The sequence below is a fragment of the Halorhodospira abdelmalekii genome, from assembly GCF_016583625.1.
GTDB lineage: Bacteria > Pseudomonadota > Gammaproteobacteria > Nitrococcales > Halorhodospiraceae > Halorhodospira > Halorhodospira abdelmalekii.
This window is the reverse complement of the sequence record NZ_NRRN01000015.1, coordinates 45,555-60,651: the sequence shown is the minus strand read 5'-3', so window position 1 is coordinate 60,651 and position 15,097 is coordinate 45,555. Positions and strand designations below refer to the sequence as shown.

The 15,097-nt window shown below is 63.5% G+C and carries 16 protein-coding genes; 1 reads left to right on the top strand and 15 read right to left on the bottom strand.

The features are described 5' to 3' along the window. Positions 1-51: 51 nt before the first annotated feature. The 13 genes from CKO15_RS05260 to glyA form a co-directional block, all read right to left on the bottom strand. Positions 52-954, bottom strand: coding sequence for an HlyC/CorC family transporter (locus CKO15_RS05260; RefSeq protein WP_200193227.1), 903 nt, complete (start codon positions 952-954; stop codon positions 52-54). Positions 955-958: 4 nt separating this feature from the next. Continuing rightward, a complete protein-coding gene (ybeY, locus tag CKO15_RS05255) occupies positions 959-1,438 on the bottom strand; it encodes an rRNA maturation RNase YbeY (RefSeq protein WP_200193225.1) in 480 nt (159 codons plus the stop codon). Next, positions 1,435-2,493: a PhoH family protein gene (locus CKO15_RS05250; RefSeq protein WP_242464579.1), complete on the bottom strand. Its 1,059-nt coding sequence runs from the start codon at positions 2,491-2,493 to the stop codon at positions 1,435-1,437. Before CKO15_RS05250 ends, ybeY begins: the two co-directional genes overlap by 4 nt. After that, on the bottom strand, positions 2,486-3,880 hold the full coding sequence (miaB, locus tag CKO15_RS05245) for a tRNA (N6-isopentenyl adenosine(37)-C2)-methylthiotransferase MiaB (RefSeq protein WP_200193223.1): 1,395 nt from the start codon (positions 3,878-3,880) through the stop codon (positions 2,486-2,488). The genes CKO15_RS05250 and miaB overlap by 8 nt, the downstream gene beginning before the upstream one ends. Positions 3,881-3,980: 100 nt before the next feature. Continuing rightward, the gene (locus tag CKO15_RS05240; protein WP_200193221.1) at positions 3,981-4,490 is read right to left on the bottom strand and encodes a phosphatidylglycerophosphatase A family protein; all 510 of its coding nucleotides are present in this window, start codon (positions 4,488-4,490) and stop codon (positions 3,981-3,983) included. Between the two features lie 192 nt (positions 4,491-4,682). After that, the gene (gene thiL, locus CKO15_RS05235; protein WP_338036001.1) at positions 4,683-5,660 is read right to left on the bottom strand and encodes a thiamine-phosphate kinase; all 978 of its coding nucleotides are present in this window, start codon (positions 5,658-5,660) and stop codon (positions 4,683-4,685) included. After that, on the bottom strand, positions 5,660-6,112 hold the full coding sequence (gene nusB, locus CKO15_RS05230) for a transcription antitermination factor NusB (protein ID WP_200193219.1): 453 nt from the start codon (positions 6,110-6,112) through the stop codon (positions 5,660-5,662). Before nusB ends, thiL begins: the two co-directional genes overlap by 1 nt. 3 nt (positions 6,113-6,115) lie before the next feature. After that, positions 6,116-6,586 carry a 6,7-dimethyl-8-ribityllumazine synthase gene (gene ribH / locus CKO15_RS05225; protein WP_200193217.1) on the bottom strand — a complete coding sequence of 157 codons (471 nt, stop codon included), beginning with the start codon at positions 6,584-6,586 and terminating at the stop codon, positions 6,116-6,118. A 173-nt stretch (positions 6,587-6,759) separates the two neighbouring features. Continuing rightward, positions 6,760-7,914: a bifunctional 3,4-dihydroxy-2-butanone-4-phosphate synthase/GTP cyclohydrolase II gene (gene ribBA / locus CKO15_RS05220; protein WP_200193215.1), complete on the bottom strand. Its 1,155-nt coding sequence runs from the start codon at positions 7,912-7,914 to the stop codon at positions 6,760-6,762. A gap of 22 nt (positions 7,915-7,936) precedes the next feature. Continuing rightward, the gene (locus tag CKO15_RS05215; RefSeq protein WP_200193213.1) at positions 7,937-8,614 is read right to left on the bottom strand and encodes a riboflavin synthase; all 678 of its coding nucleotides are present in this window, start codon (positions 8,612-8,614) and stop codon (positions 7,937-7,939) included. A 2-nt stretch (positions 8,615-8,616) separates the two neighbouring features. Then, complete coding sequence (ribD, locus tag CKO15_RS05210) at positions 8,617-9,765, bottom strand: bifunctional diaminohydroxyphosphoribosylaminopyrimidine deaminase/5-amino-6-(5-phosphoribosylamino)uracil reductase RibD (RefSeq protein ID WP_242464578.1); 1,149 nt, start codon at positions 9,763-9,765, stop codon at positions 8,617-8,619. Next, complete coding sequence (nrdR, locus tag CKO15_RS05205) at positions 9,755-10,234, bottom strand: transcriptional regulator NrdR (protein ID WP_200193211.1); 480 nt, start codon at positions 10,232-10,234, stop codon at positions 9,755-9,757. Before nrdR ends, ribD begins: the two co-directional genes overlap by 11 nt. Before the next feature lie 167 nt (positions 10,235-10,401). Then, positions 10,402-11,655 (bottom strand): serine hydroxymethyltransferase, encoded by a 1,254-nt coding sequence (gene glyA, locus CKO15_RS05200; protein ID WP_200193209.1) that lies wholly within the window; start codon positions 11,653-11,655, stop codon positions 10,402-10,404. 128 nt (positions 11,656-11,783) lie between these two features. On the opposite strand from glyA, the gene CKO15_RS05195 reads away from it, so the two are divergent. Continuing rightward, complete coding sequence (locus CKO15_RS05195) at positions 11,784-12,737, top strand: calcium/sodium antiporter (protein WP_200193207.1); 954 nt, start codon at positions 11,784-11,786, stop codon at positions 12,735-12,737. 71 nt (positions 12,738-12,808) lie between these two features. Here CKO15_RS05195 and CKO15_RS05190 read toward each other — a convergent pair whose 3' ends face one another. Further along, on the bottom strand, positions 12,809-13,222 hold the full coding sequence (locus CKO15_RS05190) for a DUF4870 family protein (protein WP_200193205.1): 414 nt from the start codon (positions 13,220-13,222) through the stop codon (positions 12,809-12,811). A 185-nt stretch (positions 13,223-13,407) separates the two neighbouring features. Next, on the bottom strand, positions 13,408-15,075 hold the full coding sequence (gene ettA, locus CKO15_RS05185; RefSeq protein ID WP_200193203.1) for an energy-dependent translational throttle protein EttA: 1,668 nt from the start codon (positions 15,073-15,075) through the stop codon (positions 13,408-13,410). Positions 15,076-15,097: the final 22 nt, after the last annotated feature.

Below are 15,097 nucleotides of genomic sequence, written 5' to 3'. Positions count from 1 at the left end.
GCTCAACCACCCCCACCACCATCCATCACTATCCGACCCCACCTACTCGCCTTAGTTTGTGGTGCGCCGCGGCTGCTGAGCCTCCTCCCCTTGCGCCCCCCCGACCGGAATCACCCGCAGCAGGTGGATGCGACGATTATCGGCGCGCAACACCCGGAACTCGAAACCACCAAAGACGATCCGCTCACCCCGCCGCGGCACGTGACCGAAGCGCTGCGCGACCACACCACCGATAGTATCGAGATCGTCAACCCGCAAATCGGCCTGCAACGCCTCATTAAAGCCCTCGATCGGTGCCACTGCCTTAACGATCCAACTACCATCATCACGCGCCAGAATTGGCGCATCTTCATCGAAGTCATGCTCATCGTCGATCTCACCGACGATCTGCTCAATGACATCCTCGATGGTGACGATGCCTGCTAAACCGCCGTACTCGTCGACAACCACCGACATGTGGTTGCGACTCTCACGAAACTGCTTCAGCAGGGCGTCGAGCCGCTTACTCTCGGGAATAAAGAGCACTGGCCGCAATACCTCACGGACTCGAAAACCGGCCCCCTCCTCGTGGAAGAGGCGCAGCAAATCTTTAGCCAGCAAGATCCCGATAACGTCGTCCTTGCTCTCACCGGTCACCGGGAAGCGTGAAAAGCCAGTCTGGGTGATCGTCGGCAGCAGTTCGTGCGGCTCGCAATCGCGTGCCAGGGTCGTCACCTGAGAACGTGGAATCATGATATCGCGCGCCTGCAACTCGGAGACATGCAGTACGCCTTCGATCATCGATAGCCCGTCGGCATCGAGCAGCCCTGGGCGCTCACAGCGCCGCAAATCCTCAACCAGTTCATCGCGTGTGCGCGGTTCAGCCGCCCCGAAGCGGCGACACATACGCGTTAACCAGGCACCGTGACGCTCCGCAGCACGACTAGGAGGTTCATCATCTTTATCTTTGTTCATGGAATTATGTCGACCGTTCTGCATACGGGTCCGCGAATCCTAACACCGCTAGAATGCGCTGCTCGCACGCCTCCATCGCCGCGGCGGCAGCCGCATCACTCTCGTGATCGTAACCAACCAGATGCAACAGGCCATGGACCGCCAAGTGCGCCCAGTGCGCCTCAGCGCTCTTGCCCTGCTCGCGCGCCTGCACGGCAACGAGCGGTGCACAGATGACAATATCCCCAAGAATCGGCCCCTCCGCCCACTCGCCCCATCCTGGCGGCGGCTCGAAAGGAAAGGCAAGGACGTTCGTCGGGGCATCCCGCCGGCGAAAGCGGCCATTCAACGCCTTTGACTCCGACTCATCGACCAAGCGGACGGTCAACTCTCCGCCACAATCGACTTCGGCCGCGGCCGTCTCCAGCCAGCCTCGCAACCTCGCCTCATCAGGAACAGCGGTAACTGCCGTTGCGCTTTGCACCACCAATTCGAGCCGACTCACTTACGCGACCGCTCCCCGCGCGCCGTATCACTCCCGCCGTCGTGCCGCCCCTGCCGGTCGTAGGCTTCGACAATCCGCTGCACGAGGGCGTGGCGCACTACGTCGCTCGCTGAGAAGAAAGTAAAGCTCACCCCGTCGACGCCGTGCAGCACATCGACCGCATCGCGCAGTCCCGAAGGCTTATCCGGCGGCAGATCGATCTGCGTGACATCCCCCGTCACCACCGCCGTCGAACCAAAGCCGATACGGGTTAAGAACATCTTCATTTGCTCAACAGTCGCATTCTGCGCCTCATCGAGGATGATAAAGGCGTGATTCAAGGTGCGCCCGCGCATAAAGGCCAACGGCGCCACCTCAATGACATTGCGCTCAATCAGCCGACCAACCCGCTCAAAACCGAGCATCTCGAAGAGCGCATCGTAGAGCGGCCGCAGATAGGGGTCGACTTTCTGCGCCATATCTCCGGGCAAAAACCCCAGGCGCTCACCCGCCTCAACCGCCGGGCGCACCAGCACCACCCGTCGCACCGCCTCGCTCTCCAGGGCCTCGACCGCACACGCCACTGCCAAGTAAGTCTTCCCGGTCCCCGCCGGGCCGATACCGAAGCTCAAGTCGTGACTGCGAATACGCTCGAGGTAGGCGCGCTGTCCAGGGCCACGTCCGCGAATCACCACCCGGCGTGTCGTGATCTCCGTCTGTTCGCCGCTGCCCGAACTGACGGGCGTACCGTCGCCGTCGACCGTACCATCGTCACCACCCCAGAGCTCGTCGATGCGTGCCTGCTGCAGATGAAGATGGACGCTCTCTGGCTCCAGATGTTGATGCGCCGCCGCCACATAGAGCTCTTCGAGTAGCTTGCCAGCGACCACGACCGAACGTTCACCACCGATCACCCGAAAGCGGTGGCCTTGGTTCTTGATCTCCACCCCAAGACGCCGTTCGAGCTGCCGCAAGTTCTCATCGAACTGTCCACAGAGGCGGGCGAGCCGTTCATTGTCGGTCGGCTCCAACTCCAGATCGATCGCCCCAGGCCGTACCTTCAATACATCAACCATCCGTCACCGCAATCTGTACTCCTTGAGTCGCCGAACCCGGTCGAGCTCGCGGCCGCTCACACGCCACCACTTCACCACGCAACGAATGCGCACGCGTCTCGGTGATGCGCACCTCGGCAAAGGAGCCGACCAGGCTATCATCACCGGCGAAGTTGACCACACGGTTACACGATGTACGACCGCTGAACTCGCGCGGATCGCGCCGCGACGGTCCCTCAACCAAGATCCGCTGAGAACTGCCGAGCAGGCGCTGTGCCGCTGCCATTTGCTGCTGCCCAATCACCACCTGGAGCTGATAGAGACGCTGTCGCTTGACCGCATCCGGCACCTCATCAGACAGTTCGGCTGCTGGCGTACCTGGGCGGCGACTATAGGCAAACGAAAAGGCCCCGGCATCGAAACCAACCCGCTCGATCAGGGCCAGGGTCTGGGAGAAATCTCCCTCGCTCTCACCGGGAAAACCGACGATGAAGTCGCTCGCCAGCGCCAGGCTTGGGCGAGCCTTGCGGATCTCGGCAACCAGCGCTTCGTACTCAGCCGCCCGGTGTCCCCGCTTCATCCGCTCCAGGATCGCATCCGAGCCACTCTGTACCGGCAAGTGCAGGAAATCGGCCAACTCGGGAACTTCACGATACGCCTCAATCAACCCGTCGTGAAACTCGACCGGGTGCGAGGTAGTAAAGCGGATTCGGTCGATCCCGCCTACCTGCGCCACCGCCTCAATCAGCAAGCCCAGATCGGCGCTGCTGCCGTCGCGTAGCCGTCCGGCGTAGGCATTGACATTCTGTCCCAGCAAGGTGATCTCGCGCACGCCCTGCACCGCCAACGTCTCCACCTCGGCCACCACATCGGCGAGCGGGCGGCTGATCTCCTCCCCTCGGGTGTAGGGCACGACGCAGAAGGCGCAGTATTTGCTACACCCCTCCATCACCGAGACGTAAGCCGTCGGCCCCAGCGCACGCGGCGCGGGGAGATGGTCGAACTTCTCGATCTCGGGAAACTCGATATCGACCTGCGCCCCGGCACCGGCACGCACCGCCGCGACCAGTTGCGGAAGCCGGTGTAGGGTCTGCGGGCCGAAGACCAGATCGACGTAGGGCGCGCGCTCCAGGATGGCTGCCCCCTCCTGACTCGCCACACACCCTCCGACCCCGATCACCACATCGGGGCGCTGCTCCTTGTAGCGGCGCCAGCGCCCAAGGCGTGAGAAGACCTTCTCCTGCGCCTTCTCGCGCACCGAACAGGTGTTCAGCAGCAGCACATCGGCGCTCTCCGGATCATCGACACGCCGCATACCGGCCTCTGTCACGAGCAGATCCGCGAGCCGCTCGGTATCGTGCTCGTTCATCTGACAGCCTTGCGTCTCGACGTATAACGTATCACTCACCGGAATCTTGTCTCCTCAAGGCAAACATCCCACCTTTGATCGCACAAACTGTGCTCACATCGACCTTCTCGAATTCGTGCCATCCCAGACGGGCCGTGCATCACACCGCCCAGAGCCCGCTGAGCAGCAAAAAGAGCAACGCCGCAGCGACACCCGCAGCGATATCGTCGGCCATGATGCCCAAACCACCCCCAAGGCGCCGATCTAACAGACAGATAGGCCACGGCTTAAGGGCATCAAAGAGACGAAAGAGGACGAAGATCACCGCCACATCGAGCAGCAGTTGACCGCTCCCGAACCCTAAGACCAGCGGCAGCGCTGCGATCAAGAAGCCGGCAATCTCATCCCAGACAATCGCTGGGTGATCGTGCACGCCAACATCGGCCGCCGCCCGCCCGCAGATCCACACTCCGGCCACCACGGCAACGCCGCTCAGCAACAAATAGAGAGGCAGCGGCGCCAGATAGAGCAGCGCGAAGAGCGGCAGTGCCGCTACAGTGCCGAAGGTGCCCGGCGCCCACGGCGCCAAGCCTGAACCGAAACCGACGGCGAGCAAGTGCACCGGATCGCGCAGACGAAAGGAGGCAGCAGTTGCAGGAGAATGGCTCATGGAATCGCGTCGCTCCCCGATCTCATCCGATCTTCAACAAGAGAGAAGCCCCCACCAGGCACCGAGCCTCCCCCTTCACCAAACCTGCCGACGTTGCAGCTATCACCATGCCCGAGGAAGCCTCTAAAACACCCTCGAGAGAGATCAACTCGCGCCCACCACTCCTTAGTAGCGAACATTAGTAGCGAACACTCACACCCCGGCGGCAAAGTGATCATAGCCATCAGCCTGCAGAGCACAGGTATTGCCCGCGCCATCGACTCCACGCAACCCCGGAGTCGACTCCACCGCTCCGATCCGCGTCAGAGTCGTGCCAGCCTGCTCCGCTAGCCGCTCGACTTGCTGAGCACTCAGTGGCGATGTCGTAAAACAGAGTTCGTAATCGTCGCCACCGTGGAGCAGCGCTGCCAACTCACCCCCTTCAGCGATAAAGGCCGCCGAACGCGGCAACGCCTCAAGCTGCAAGGTCGCCCCTACGCCACTCTCCTCAAGCAGCCGCGACAGGTCAACCGCCACGCCGTCAGAGAGGTCGATCGCTGCCGTCGCCACACCTCGCAAAGCGCGCCCGGCGGCAACCCGCGGCTCGGGGCGAAAGAGCCGCGCCGCTAGCACGGCGGCATTCCCCGTAAGCGGTAAGCCGGCACGCTGGCGCCACCGCTCCAACCCTAACGCGGCATCCCCTAGCGTCCCGGTTACCCAGATTTCATCCCCAGGGTGCGCCCCCGCCCGCCGCAACCCTTGACCGTGCGCCACGCAGCCGATCACTGTAACCGTTACCGACAAGGCGCCGCGCGTCGTATCACCTCCGATCAGCGCCACGTTATAGCGGTCAGCCAGGCGCTTAAAGCCTTCAGCGAAACCCTCCAGCCACTCCGGCTCGGCCTGCGGCAAGCTCAGCGAGAGCACCGCCCACAGCGGCTCACCCCCGACCGCGGCAATATCGCTCAGGTTGACCGCCAACACCCGGTGCCCAAGCGCCTCAGCCGGGATATCGGCCGGGAAGTGCACCCCTTCGACCAGGGTGTCGCAGCAGACCGCCAAGCCGCCCTCGGCCGGCGACTCGAGCAGCGCCGAATCGTCACCGATTCCGACCACCACGCCTTCACGGCACGCCGTCAGCCCCTGAAAATAGCGCCGGATCAGCGCCGCCTCGCCGCCCCCTGCAAGCACTAAGCACGCCCCCTCGCCGCACGCTCGACGGCACGCCGCTCGATCTGCCCAGCCAACCGATCCAGCACACCGTGGACGTAGCGGTGCGACTGCTCCGCTCCAAACCGTCGCGCTAACTCGATGGCCTCATCGATCACCACTCCGCACGGCACATCGTAGCGCGCCACCAGCTCATAGGCGCCCAGGCGCAAAACGGAACGCTCGACAGGATCGAGCTGCGCCAATGGCCGATCAAGCAGCATCGCCAAACGCCCATCGAGCTCATTAGCCTGCGCGATCACCGCATGGATCGTCTCGCGAAAGTACGCCACGTCACTCTCACCCAGCCCGTTGTCGATGAACTGCTGTTCGATTTCCGCCGCCCCCTGCCCGGTGACCGCAAACTGATAAAGCGCCTGCACCAGCCTTGAGCGCGCCAGGCTGCGCGCGTGCCGCTCCCGTCCTTTATCCATTGATCAATGCTCGAGTTGTCGCAACAAATCGACCATCTCAAGAACCGAGAGGGCCGCCTCCGCGCCCTTATTCCCTGCCTTCGTGCCAGCACGCTCAATAGCTTGCTCCAGGGTATCGACCGTCAACACCCCGTGTGCAACCGGCACCCCGGTCACCATCATCGCTTGAGCGATCCCCTTTGTGCACTCGTTAGCGATGTGCTGATGGTGATCGGTGCCGCCACGGATCACCGTACCGAGGGCAATGATTCCGTCGGCACGGCCGCTCTCAGCGACTCGTTGCACAGCCAACGGCAACTCAAAAGCACCGGGCACACGAATCACCTCAATCTGCTCTACCGGGACACCGTGGCGCCGTAGGGCGTCGGCCGCCCCGGCGATCAAGCTCTCGACGATAAACTCGTTAAAGCGTGCGGCGACGAGCGCGAAGCGCGCATCCGGCAGCCCGGTCAGATGTCCTTCCGTAATACGCATCAGCCAACCCTTCGATGATTATAGTTTCACGCTACAAACAAGCGCCTCCGGGCGCAAGCGGCGAGCACACCGCCGCGGTGATTGCGCCTCTCTCTCCCGCCTCGGGCGGCCGTTGCGCAACCCGGCCTTACCAGGCGCAGCCGCCGCTAAGACGCCGCCGCTAAGACTAGGCGCTAAAGCTCCGGCGACTCCGGCTGCACATACTCGGTGACTTCCATACCGAACCCTGAGAGCGCGTGCATCCGCTTCGGCGCACTGAGGACCCGCATCCGACGCACCCCTAGATCGGTCAATATCTGTGCACCGATACCGTAGGTGCGCAGATCGGGCGAGGCGGCATGTCCCTCGTCATCACTGCAACGCCCGGCTGCCTCGTCATGATAGCAACGGATGTGCTCAAGAATCGCCGTACTGGGGTCGTGGCTGCGCAACACCACGATCACACCGGACTCGGCCGCTGCGATTTGCCGCAACGCCGAGCGCAGTGGCCAACCGCAGCGCGGCCCCGTCGCACCGAGCAGATCGGCCAACGGGGTCTCGACGTGGACACGCACCAACGCCGGCTCCTCGGCCTGTAACGGCCCTTTGACCAAGGCAAAATGCAACGCCCCACTGACATTGTCGCGGTAGGCGTGGAGCTCGAAGTCACCGTATTCGGTCGGCAGCTCACAGCGATCAGCGTACTCGACCGAGCGCTCATTGCGCACGCGATAGGCAATCAAATCGGCCACGGTGCCGATCTTCAACGCATGCTCACGGGCAAACGCCATTAAATCGTCACGGCGCGCCATACTGCCATCGTCGTTGAGGATCTCGACGATGACAGCGGCCGGCTCGAGCCCAGCCAACCGGGCCAAGTCACAACCGGCCTCGGTATGTCCGGCCCGGGTCAAGACCCCGCCCGGCTGCGCCATCAGCGGAAAGATATGCCCCGGCTGCACCAGGTCTTCAGGCCGCGCTCCCGGGGCCACCGCCGCCTGCACCGTGCGCGCCCGATCAGCGGCGGAGATCCCGGTCGTCACCCCCTCGGCCGCCTCGATCGAAACGGTAAAGCTGGTAAAGCGCTCCTCACTGCCGTTCGGACGCACCATCAGGGGCAATTGCAACTGCTCACAGCGCTCTTGGGTCAGAGTCAGGCAAATCAGCCCACGCCCGTAGCGTGCCATAAAATTGATATCTTCCGGGCGCACCAAGCTCGCTGGCATCACCAGATCGCCCTCGTTCTCCCGGTCCTCATCATCGAGGATCACCGCCATACGCCCGCGGCGCAGATCTTCGACGATCTCCTCGATGCTGTTGAATGTCACCGTCTCTGCCGTAGCGTCCATGGGCACCACTGTGTAGAAAACACTATTTAGAAAGACCGCCAAAACCGGCCCGCTGCAGGCGCTCCAGCGTCAAACCCGAGTCTCCCGCCACCGCGTCACTGTCCGATGCCGCAACAAAGAGCAGCCGCTCGACGTAGCGGGCCACCAGGTCGACCTCGATATTGACCGGATCGCCCACCCGCCGCTGCCCCAGATTGGTCGCCCCCAGGGTATGCGGGATCAGATTGATCTCAAATTCGCGCCCAACGACCGTATTGACCGTTAGACTGACCCCAGCGATGGCTATCGAGCCTTTGACCGCAACGTAACGCTCAAGCCCCTCCGGCAGACGGAATCGCCACCGCTCTGAGCCACCCGCCGGCTGCCGGGCGCTCACCTCGCCGACACCATCGACGTGGCCGGTCACCAAGTGGCCGCCGAGCGGGGTGCTCGGCGTAACCGCGCGCTCCAAGTTGACCTGCGCCCCCTGGCGCAACGTCGCGAGCGTTGTGCAGCGCAGCGTCTCATCGGAGATATCGGCTCGAAACTGCGTCTCGGTTCGCTCGGTGACCGTCAGACAGACCCCATCGACCGCGATGCTGTCGCCACAGCGAACCCGCTCCAGCCCCAAATTCGGCGCGGTGATGGCAACGCTGCACGCCCCGTCGCGCGGCGTCCACTCACTGATCTGTCCGGTCGCTTCGATGATCCCGGTAAACATCTTTACTCTTCTCCAGCAGCGCTCTTCTCCAGCAGCGCACTCACCCGCAGCTCTTCGCCGACTCGACGCACCTCTTGGAAACGCACCCGGCGACGTGCTGCCATATTGGTCAACAACGGCAAGCGCAACAGCGGCTGCGCGCCCTCGCCGAGCAGGCACGGCGCTGTGTAGAGCACCAGCTCATCGACCAGATCGGCCGCCACCCAGGCACCGGCCAAGGTCGCCCCTGCCTCCACCCAGACCTCGTTGACCTGCCGATCACGCAGTAGATCGAGCACATCTCGCAGAGAGAGCTGACCGTCCGGCTGCGCGGCCACCGCGATCACTTCGGCGCCAACGGCTTGCAGCGCCGCGATCCGCTCGGGCGCAGCCGAGCCGTCGTGACAAAGCCATACCGACCCTGGTGCCTGCAACAACGCCGCCTGCGGGGTAACTCTCCGCAGTCGCGGATCGAGCACCACCCGCGGCGGCTGCTGCGCAGCGGTCAGCGGCGGCTCCACGTCACGGGCGGTCAATTGCGGATCGTCGCAGCGGATCGTGCCGGCCCCGGTCACCACCGCCGCCGCCATGGCGCGCTGGCGATGGACATCACGCCGCGCTGCCTCCGAGGTGATCCAGCGGCTCTCCCCGGAGGCTAGTGCAGTACGGGCATCGAGACTGGCCGCGAGCTTAACCCGGACCCACGGATCACCGCCGGCCACCCGGCGCAAAAAACCGCGATTTAAGTCACGCGCCGAGGCCCCTAGGAGGCCTTCGCTCACCTCAATGCCGGCCGCCCGCAGCCGTGCGATACCGGCCCCGGCAACCTGCGGGTGCGGATCGCGATGCGCCACCACAACGCGCCCCACCCCCGCCTCGATCAGGGCGTCGGCACAGGGCGGTGTTCGCCCATAGTGGGCACACGGCTCGAGGGTCACGTAGACCGTCGCCCCCCGCGGCGACTCGGTACAGGAGGCTAAGGCGATGACCTCAGCGTGCGCCTCGCCGGCGCGCCGGTGCGCCCCCTCACCGAGCACCCGCCCAGCACGCACGATGACGCAGCCGACGCGCGGATTAGGATGGGGAGGCGGAAAGGGCGCTGCGGCGAGACGAATGGCCCGCGCCATCCAGTGCGCATCATTTACGGCCGACTCGCCCCCCTCAGCTGCCATCCGCCTCACGCTCCTGCCGGTCTTGCTCCAGACCCTCAATGACTCGGCGGAAGGCACCGACATCTTCAAAGCGCCGATAGACCGATGCGAACCGAACGTAGGCCACGCCGTCGATCTCCCGCAGCGCCTCCATTACGTACTCACCGATTGTGGCCGCGGCAACTTCGCGCTCCCCACGGCTTGCTACACGCTTACAAAGGCGCTGCACCACCGCCTCGACCACCTCGGTGGCCACCGGGCGCTTCTCCAGGGCACGGCGCAAGCCAGCGCGCAGTTTCGCCTGATCGAACGGCTCGCGCCGCCCGTCGGCCTTAACCACGCGGGGCATCACCAGATCCGGCACTTCGTGCGTGGTGAAGCGCTCCCCGCACTCAGGGCACTGCCGGCGCCGGCGGACCTGCTCCCCGTCACCCGCCAGACGAGAGTCGACGACGCGGGTATCCTTATGCCGACAATAGGGACAATGCATCGGACCCAGTCACCGCTCTCGGAAGGCGGTCTCGACCACCCTCATCCCGGCGCGATCTCGCGACCTAGAAGCAACCGGGGCAACCGGGGCAACCGGGGCAACCGGGACGATCCGGTGATCGCGATGGGAGCGGCCACTCCCATCGGCAAACTCACCCACGCGGGCCATTACTGCTCATAGACCGGATAGCGGCGACAGATCTCCTGAACTGCCTCGCGCACCCGCTCAATGACGCACTCATCACCCATGTGATCGAGCACGTCGCAGATCCAGTCGGCCAACTGCTCAGCCTCCGGCTCTTTAAAGCCGCGTGTGGTAATCGCTGGCGTGCCGATCCGCAACCCACTCGTCACAAAAGGCGACTGCGGGTCGTTCGGGACCGTATTCTTATTGACGGTGATATGCGCCCGCCCCAACGCCGCATCGGCCTCTTTCCCGGTCAGTCCCTTCGGGGTCAAATCCATCAAAAAGAGGTGGTTGTCGGTACCACCGGAGACAACGTTGTAGCCGCGCTCAATCACCCGCTTAGCCATCGCTCGGGCGTTGACCACGACCTGCTGCTGATACGCCTTGAACTCAGGAGTCATCGCCTCCTTAAAGGCGACCGCCTTACCGGCGATGGCGTGCATCAACGGCCCGCCCTGCGTGCCTGGAAAGACAAGTGATTGGAATTTCTTCTCCAGCTCCGGATTCGACCGGGCCAGGATCATGCCGCCACGCGGTCCCCGCAGCGTTTTGTGAGTCGTCGTCGTAACGGCATCGGCGTACGGCACCGGATTCGGGTAGAGATCGGCTGCCACCAGCCCCGCAACGTGCGCCATATCGACGACCAGGTAGGCGCCGACCGCATCGGCGATCTCCCGCAACCGCGCCCAATCGACCACCTGCGAATAGGCTGAGAACCCCCCGATGACCAACTTCGGCCGGTGCGTCTGCGCCAGCTGCTCAATCTCGCTATAGTCGAGCTGGCCGCGATCATCGATCCCGTACTGAACGGCATTGAAGAGCTTACCGGAGAAATTGACCTTCGCCCCGTGGGTCAGGTGCCCGCCGTGATCGAGGCTCATCCCCAGGATGGTCTCTCCGGGCTGCAGCAGCGCATGAAAGACCGCGGCGTTGGCCTGCGAACCAGAGTGCGGCTGGACATTGGCGTAATCGGCGCCGAAGAGCGCTTTCGCACGGTCAATTGCCAGTTGCTCGGCGACATCAACGTACTCACATCCGCCATAGTAGCGCTTTCCGGGGTACCCTTCGGCATACTTATTCGTCAGCACACTGCCCTGCGCCTCAAGCACGCGTGGGCTGGCGTAGTTTTCGGAGGCGATCAACTCAATATGGTCTTCCTGACGGCGGCGCTCATCCGCAATGGCAGCAGCCAGTTCGGGGTCGAACTCGGCGATGGTCATCTCTTGGGAGAACATAGCGACTCCTCTGTTGCGGGAACAAAGCACGGCCCAACGCAACGCCCCGAGCATCACTCGCAGCGCAACAAAGGACCGGCAATCCCTCAGTTTGCCTGATTTTACTAAAAAAAGGAAGCTAATTAACCATGCTTGCAGGGCTTTTTTTTGTGATCGGCCTCGCTATGCTACTGGTCGGCGCCGACTGGCTGGTGCGCACAGCCAGCCACGCCGCGGCTCACCTGCGCATCACCCCTCTGGTGATCGGGCTGACGGTCGTCGCCTTCGGCACCAGCGCACCCGAACTGGCGGTCACCCTGCGGGCCGCCTTTACCGAGCACGCCGCTGATATCGCACTCGGCAACATCGTCGGCAGCAACATCGCCAACATCCTGCTGGTCCTCGGAGCATCGGCGGCCATCGCACCGATCACGGTACAGAGCGCCCTGCTGCGGTTCCACGTGCCGGCGATGATCGCTGCCTCGCTGCTGGTCGCCATCATGGCCCTGAACGGTCACTTTGGGGCGGTCAACGGCAGCCTGCTACTCTTCGCCCTGGTGCTCTATCTGCTACTGACGCTGCGCCGGGGGGACCGCGACCTAGTGGCCGCGGAACCGCCTCCAGAACGGCCGTTCGGCTGGGTCGCTGCCGCGGGACTGCTGAGCGGCATCCTGCTGCTCGGCGCCGGCGCCTACATTCTGGTCGAGGCCGCGGTCGTGCTGGCCCGACTGCTCGGTGTCAGTGAATTGGTCATCGGTCTAACCGTCGTCGCCGTCGGCACCGCCGCCCCCGAACTGGCCACCTCGCTGATCGCCGCGCTGCGCGGCGAACGCCAAATCGCCCTAGCGAACATCATCGGCAGCAACCTGTTCAACCTGCTCGCGGTGCTCGGGTGCGCGGCACTGCTCGCCCCCGGCGGGCTCCCTGTAGCAAAACCGGCACTCTTGTTCGACATCCCGGTGATGGTCGCAACAGCCCTCATCTGTCTGCCGCTCTTTTGGCGCGGCATGCGCATATCGCAGCGCGAAGGGCTATTGCTCTTAGGCGGCTACGCCGCCTATTTAGTCATTCTCATCGCAGCCCCCTTCCCGTTCGCCACCTGATGCCAACGGCAAGGGCGAACGGCGAGGGGAGCGAACGAAGGACCCACTCAACGCCCGGTTTAACAACCGGGCTAGCGCCCAAGCCACCACGATTGCGGGTCGGGCATCGGCTCGTTGCGATTGAGCAGCGAGAGCCCTATGACGCAGCGGACGATCACCCAGATCAGCCAAGCGACGTAGATAAGGAAGCCGATGCCGATCATCGCCGTGACCAGGAAGACCAGCAGGACGACCAACGAGATCCAAAAGGTGGTGATCATGTTGGTGTAGTGGCTAGCGATGAACTCACCGCCGACGCTGCGGTTGACGTAGGCGATCACCACGCCGACCAAGGCACTCAAGCCACCGGTGACCGGGCCGGCCAAGTAGAGGATGTAGGCGACCATCGGCAGGGTCTTATCGACCGAGACCGCCGCCCTCTCGCTGCTGCCGACGCCGGGCGAGACCGTCTTCTGTGTGCCGGATGACTCTTTTTCTGAGGCCATAACCACCCCTCCTCTTAGCGATTTGCCAAAAACCACCCACCCTTTGTCCTTCGCAACTCTGTCACACTGCTGAAGCGTGGTGGCGGTCGAGCGCCTTTCCCGGGAACGCCGACGTCCCCGTCGGCAGGCATAGGAAGAATGCCGGCGAGGACGCCGGCGCTCCCAGGAGTCAGCACCCCTTTAGGCTAGGTACCCAACCGCTTGTATTTTATGCGATGCGGCTGTGCCGCCTCATCACCCAAGCGTTTTTTACGATCGGCCTCGTAGTCTTGGTAGTTCCCCTCGACGAAGACCGTACGACTCTCGCCCTCGAAGGCGAGAATATGGGTCGAGATGCGATCGAGGAACCAGCGATCGTGGGAGATCACCATGACCACCCCAGGGAAGGCCAACAAGGCCTCTTCCAGCGCGCGCAACGTCTCGACATCGAGATCGTTAGTTGGCTCATCGAGCAACAGCGTGTTACCGCCGCGCTGCAGCAACTTAGCGAGGTGGACGCGGTTGCGCTCACCGCCGGAGAGATCACCGATATACTTCTGTTGCTCGGAACCACGGAAGTTAAACTTCCCGACGTAGGCGCGCGACGGGGTCTCATACTTACCGACCCGAATGATATCGTGGCCGCCAGAGATCTCCTCCCAGACCGTCTTGCTGCCATCCAAGGCATCGCGGTTCTGATCGACGTAAGCCAACTCGACGGTATCGCCGACGTCGATAGTCCCGGCATCCGGCTGCTCCTCACCGGAGATCATGCGAAAGAGCGTCGTCTTACCGGCGCCATTTGGACCGACGATGCCAACGATGGCGCCCGGCGGCACGTTCATGTCCAAACTCTCATAGAGCAGCTCGCCGCGAAAGGCCTTCTGCACCCCTTCAGCTACGATGACCTTACTGCCGAGCCGCGGTCCAGGTGGAATATAGAGCTGCTGCGTCTCGTTGCGCTGCTGGAACTCCTGCGACTGCAGCTCTTCGAACTGACGGATACGGGCCTTGTTCTTCGCCTGCCGCCCCTTCGGATTCTGCCGCACCCATTCGAGCTCTTGCTGCACGCTCTTACGGTGCGCCTGCTCCTCCCGCGCCTCTTGCTCCAAGCGCTTCTCTTTATATTCAAGCCACGCCGAGTAGTTGCCCTGGAACGGGATGCCGCGCCCACGGTCGAGTTCGAGAATCCAGCCGGCGACATTGTCGAGGAAGTAGCGATCGTGGGTGACCGCCACCACGGTGCCCGGAAACTCGGCTAGGAACTGCTCTAGCCAAGCGACGCTCTCCGCATCGAGGTGGTTCGTCGGCTCATCGAGCAGGAGCATATCGGGCGCTGAGAGCAGCAAACGGCACAGTGCCACTCGCCGGCGCTCGCCCCCTGAGAGGGTGGCGACGTCGGCATCCCACGGCGGCAGCCGCAGCGCATCGGCGGCCTGCTCGAGTTTGCGCTCAAGATCCCAGGCGCCGGCAGCCTCGATTTGATCCTGCAGCTTCGCCTGCTCTGCGATCAGGGCGTCGAAGTCGGCATCCGGCTCTGCAAACTGCGCCGAAACCGCATTGAAGCGATCGACCAGTGCTTTAGTCTCGGCCACCCCATCCTCGACGTTGCCGCGCACATCTTTGCTCTCATCGAGGCGCGGCTCCTGCGGCAGGTAACCGATCTTGATGCCCGGCTGCGGGCGCGCCTCGCCATCGATCTCCTGATCTTCGCCGGCCATGATGCGCAGCAGCGACGACTTCCCTGAGCCGTTGAGGCCGAGGACACCGATCTTGGCGCCCGGGAAGAAGGAGAGCGAGATGTCTTTAAGGATTTGTCGCTTGGGGGGCACCACCTTGGATACCCGATTCATGGTGTAGACGTATTGGGCCATAGCTCCGCCGCATTGCTCAGTA

Bases quoted from the DNA above. Each gene is read 5' to 3' on its own strand.
- CKO15_RS05260 (WP_200193227.1), bottom strand. From the start codon at position 954: ATGAACAAAGATAAAGATGATGAACCTCCTAGTCGTGCTGCGGAGCGT.
- CKO15_RS05250 (WP_242464579.1), bottom strand. From the start codon at position 2,493: ATGGTTGATGTATTGAAGGTACGGCCTGGGGCGATCGATCTGGAGTTG.
- CKO15_RS05240 (WP_200193221.1), bottom strand. From the start codon at position 4,490: ATGAGCCATTCTCCTGCAACTGCTGCCTCCTTTCGTCTGCGCGATCCG.
- nusB (WP_200193219.1), bottom strand. From the start codon at position 6,112: ATGGATAAAGGACGGGAGCGGCACGCGCGCAGCCTGGCGCGCTCAAGG.
- ribH (WP_200193217.1), bottom strand. From the start codon at position 6,586: ATGCGTATTACGGAAGGACATCTGACCGGGCTGCCGGATGCGCGCTTC.
- ribBA (WP_200193215.1), bottom strand. From the start codon at position 7,914: ATGGACGCTACGGCAGAGACGGTGACATTCAACAGCATCGAGGAGATC.
- CKO15_RS05215 (WP_200193213.1), bottom strand. From the start codon at position 8,614: ATGTTTACCGGGATCATCGAAGCGACCGGACAGATCAGTGAGTGGACG.
- ribD (WP_242464578.1), bottom strand. From the start codon at position 9,765: ATGGCAGCTGAGGGGGGCGAGTCGGCCGTAAATGATGCGCACTGGATG.
- nrdR (WP_200193211.1), bottom strand. From the start codon at position 10,234: ATGCATTGTCCCTATTGTCGGCATAAGGATACCCGCGTCGTCGACTCT.
- glyA (WP_200193209.1), bottom strand. From the start codon at position 11,655: ATGTTCTCCCAAGAGATGACCATCGCCGAGTTCGACCCCGAACTGGCT.
- CKO15_RS05195 (WP_200193207.1), top strand. From the start codon at position 11,784: ATGCTTGCAGGGCTTTTTTTTGTGATCGGCCTCGCTATGCTACTGGTC.
- CKO15_RS05190 (WP_200193205.1), bottom strand. From the start codon at position 13,222: ATGGCCTCAGAAAAAGAGTCATCCGGCACACAGAAGACGGTCTCGCCC.
- ettA (WP_200193203.1), bottom strand. From the start codon at position 15,075: ATGGCCCAATACGTCTACACCATGAATCGGGTATCCAAGGTGGTGCCC.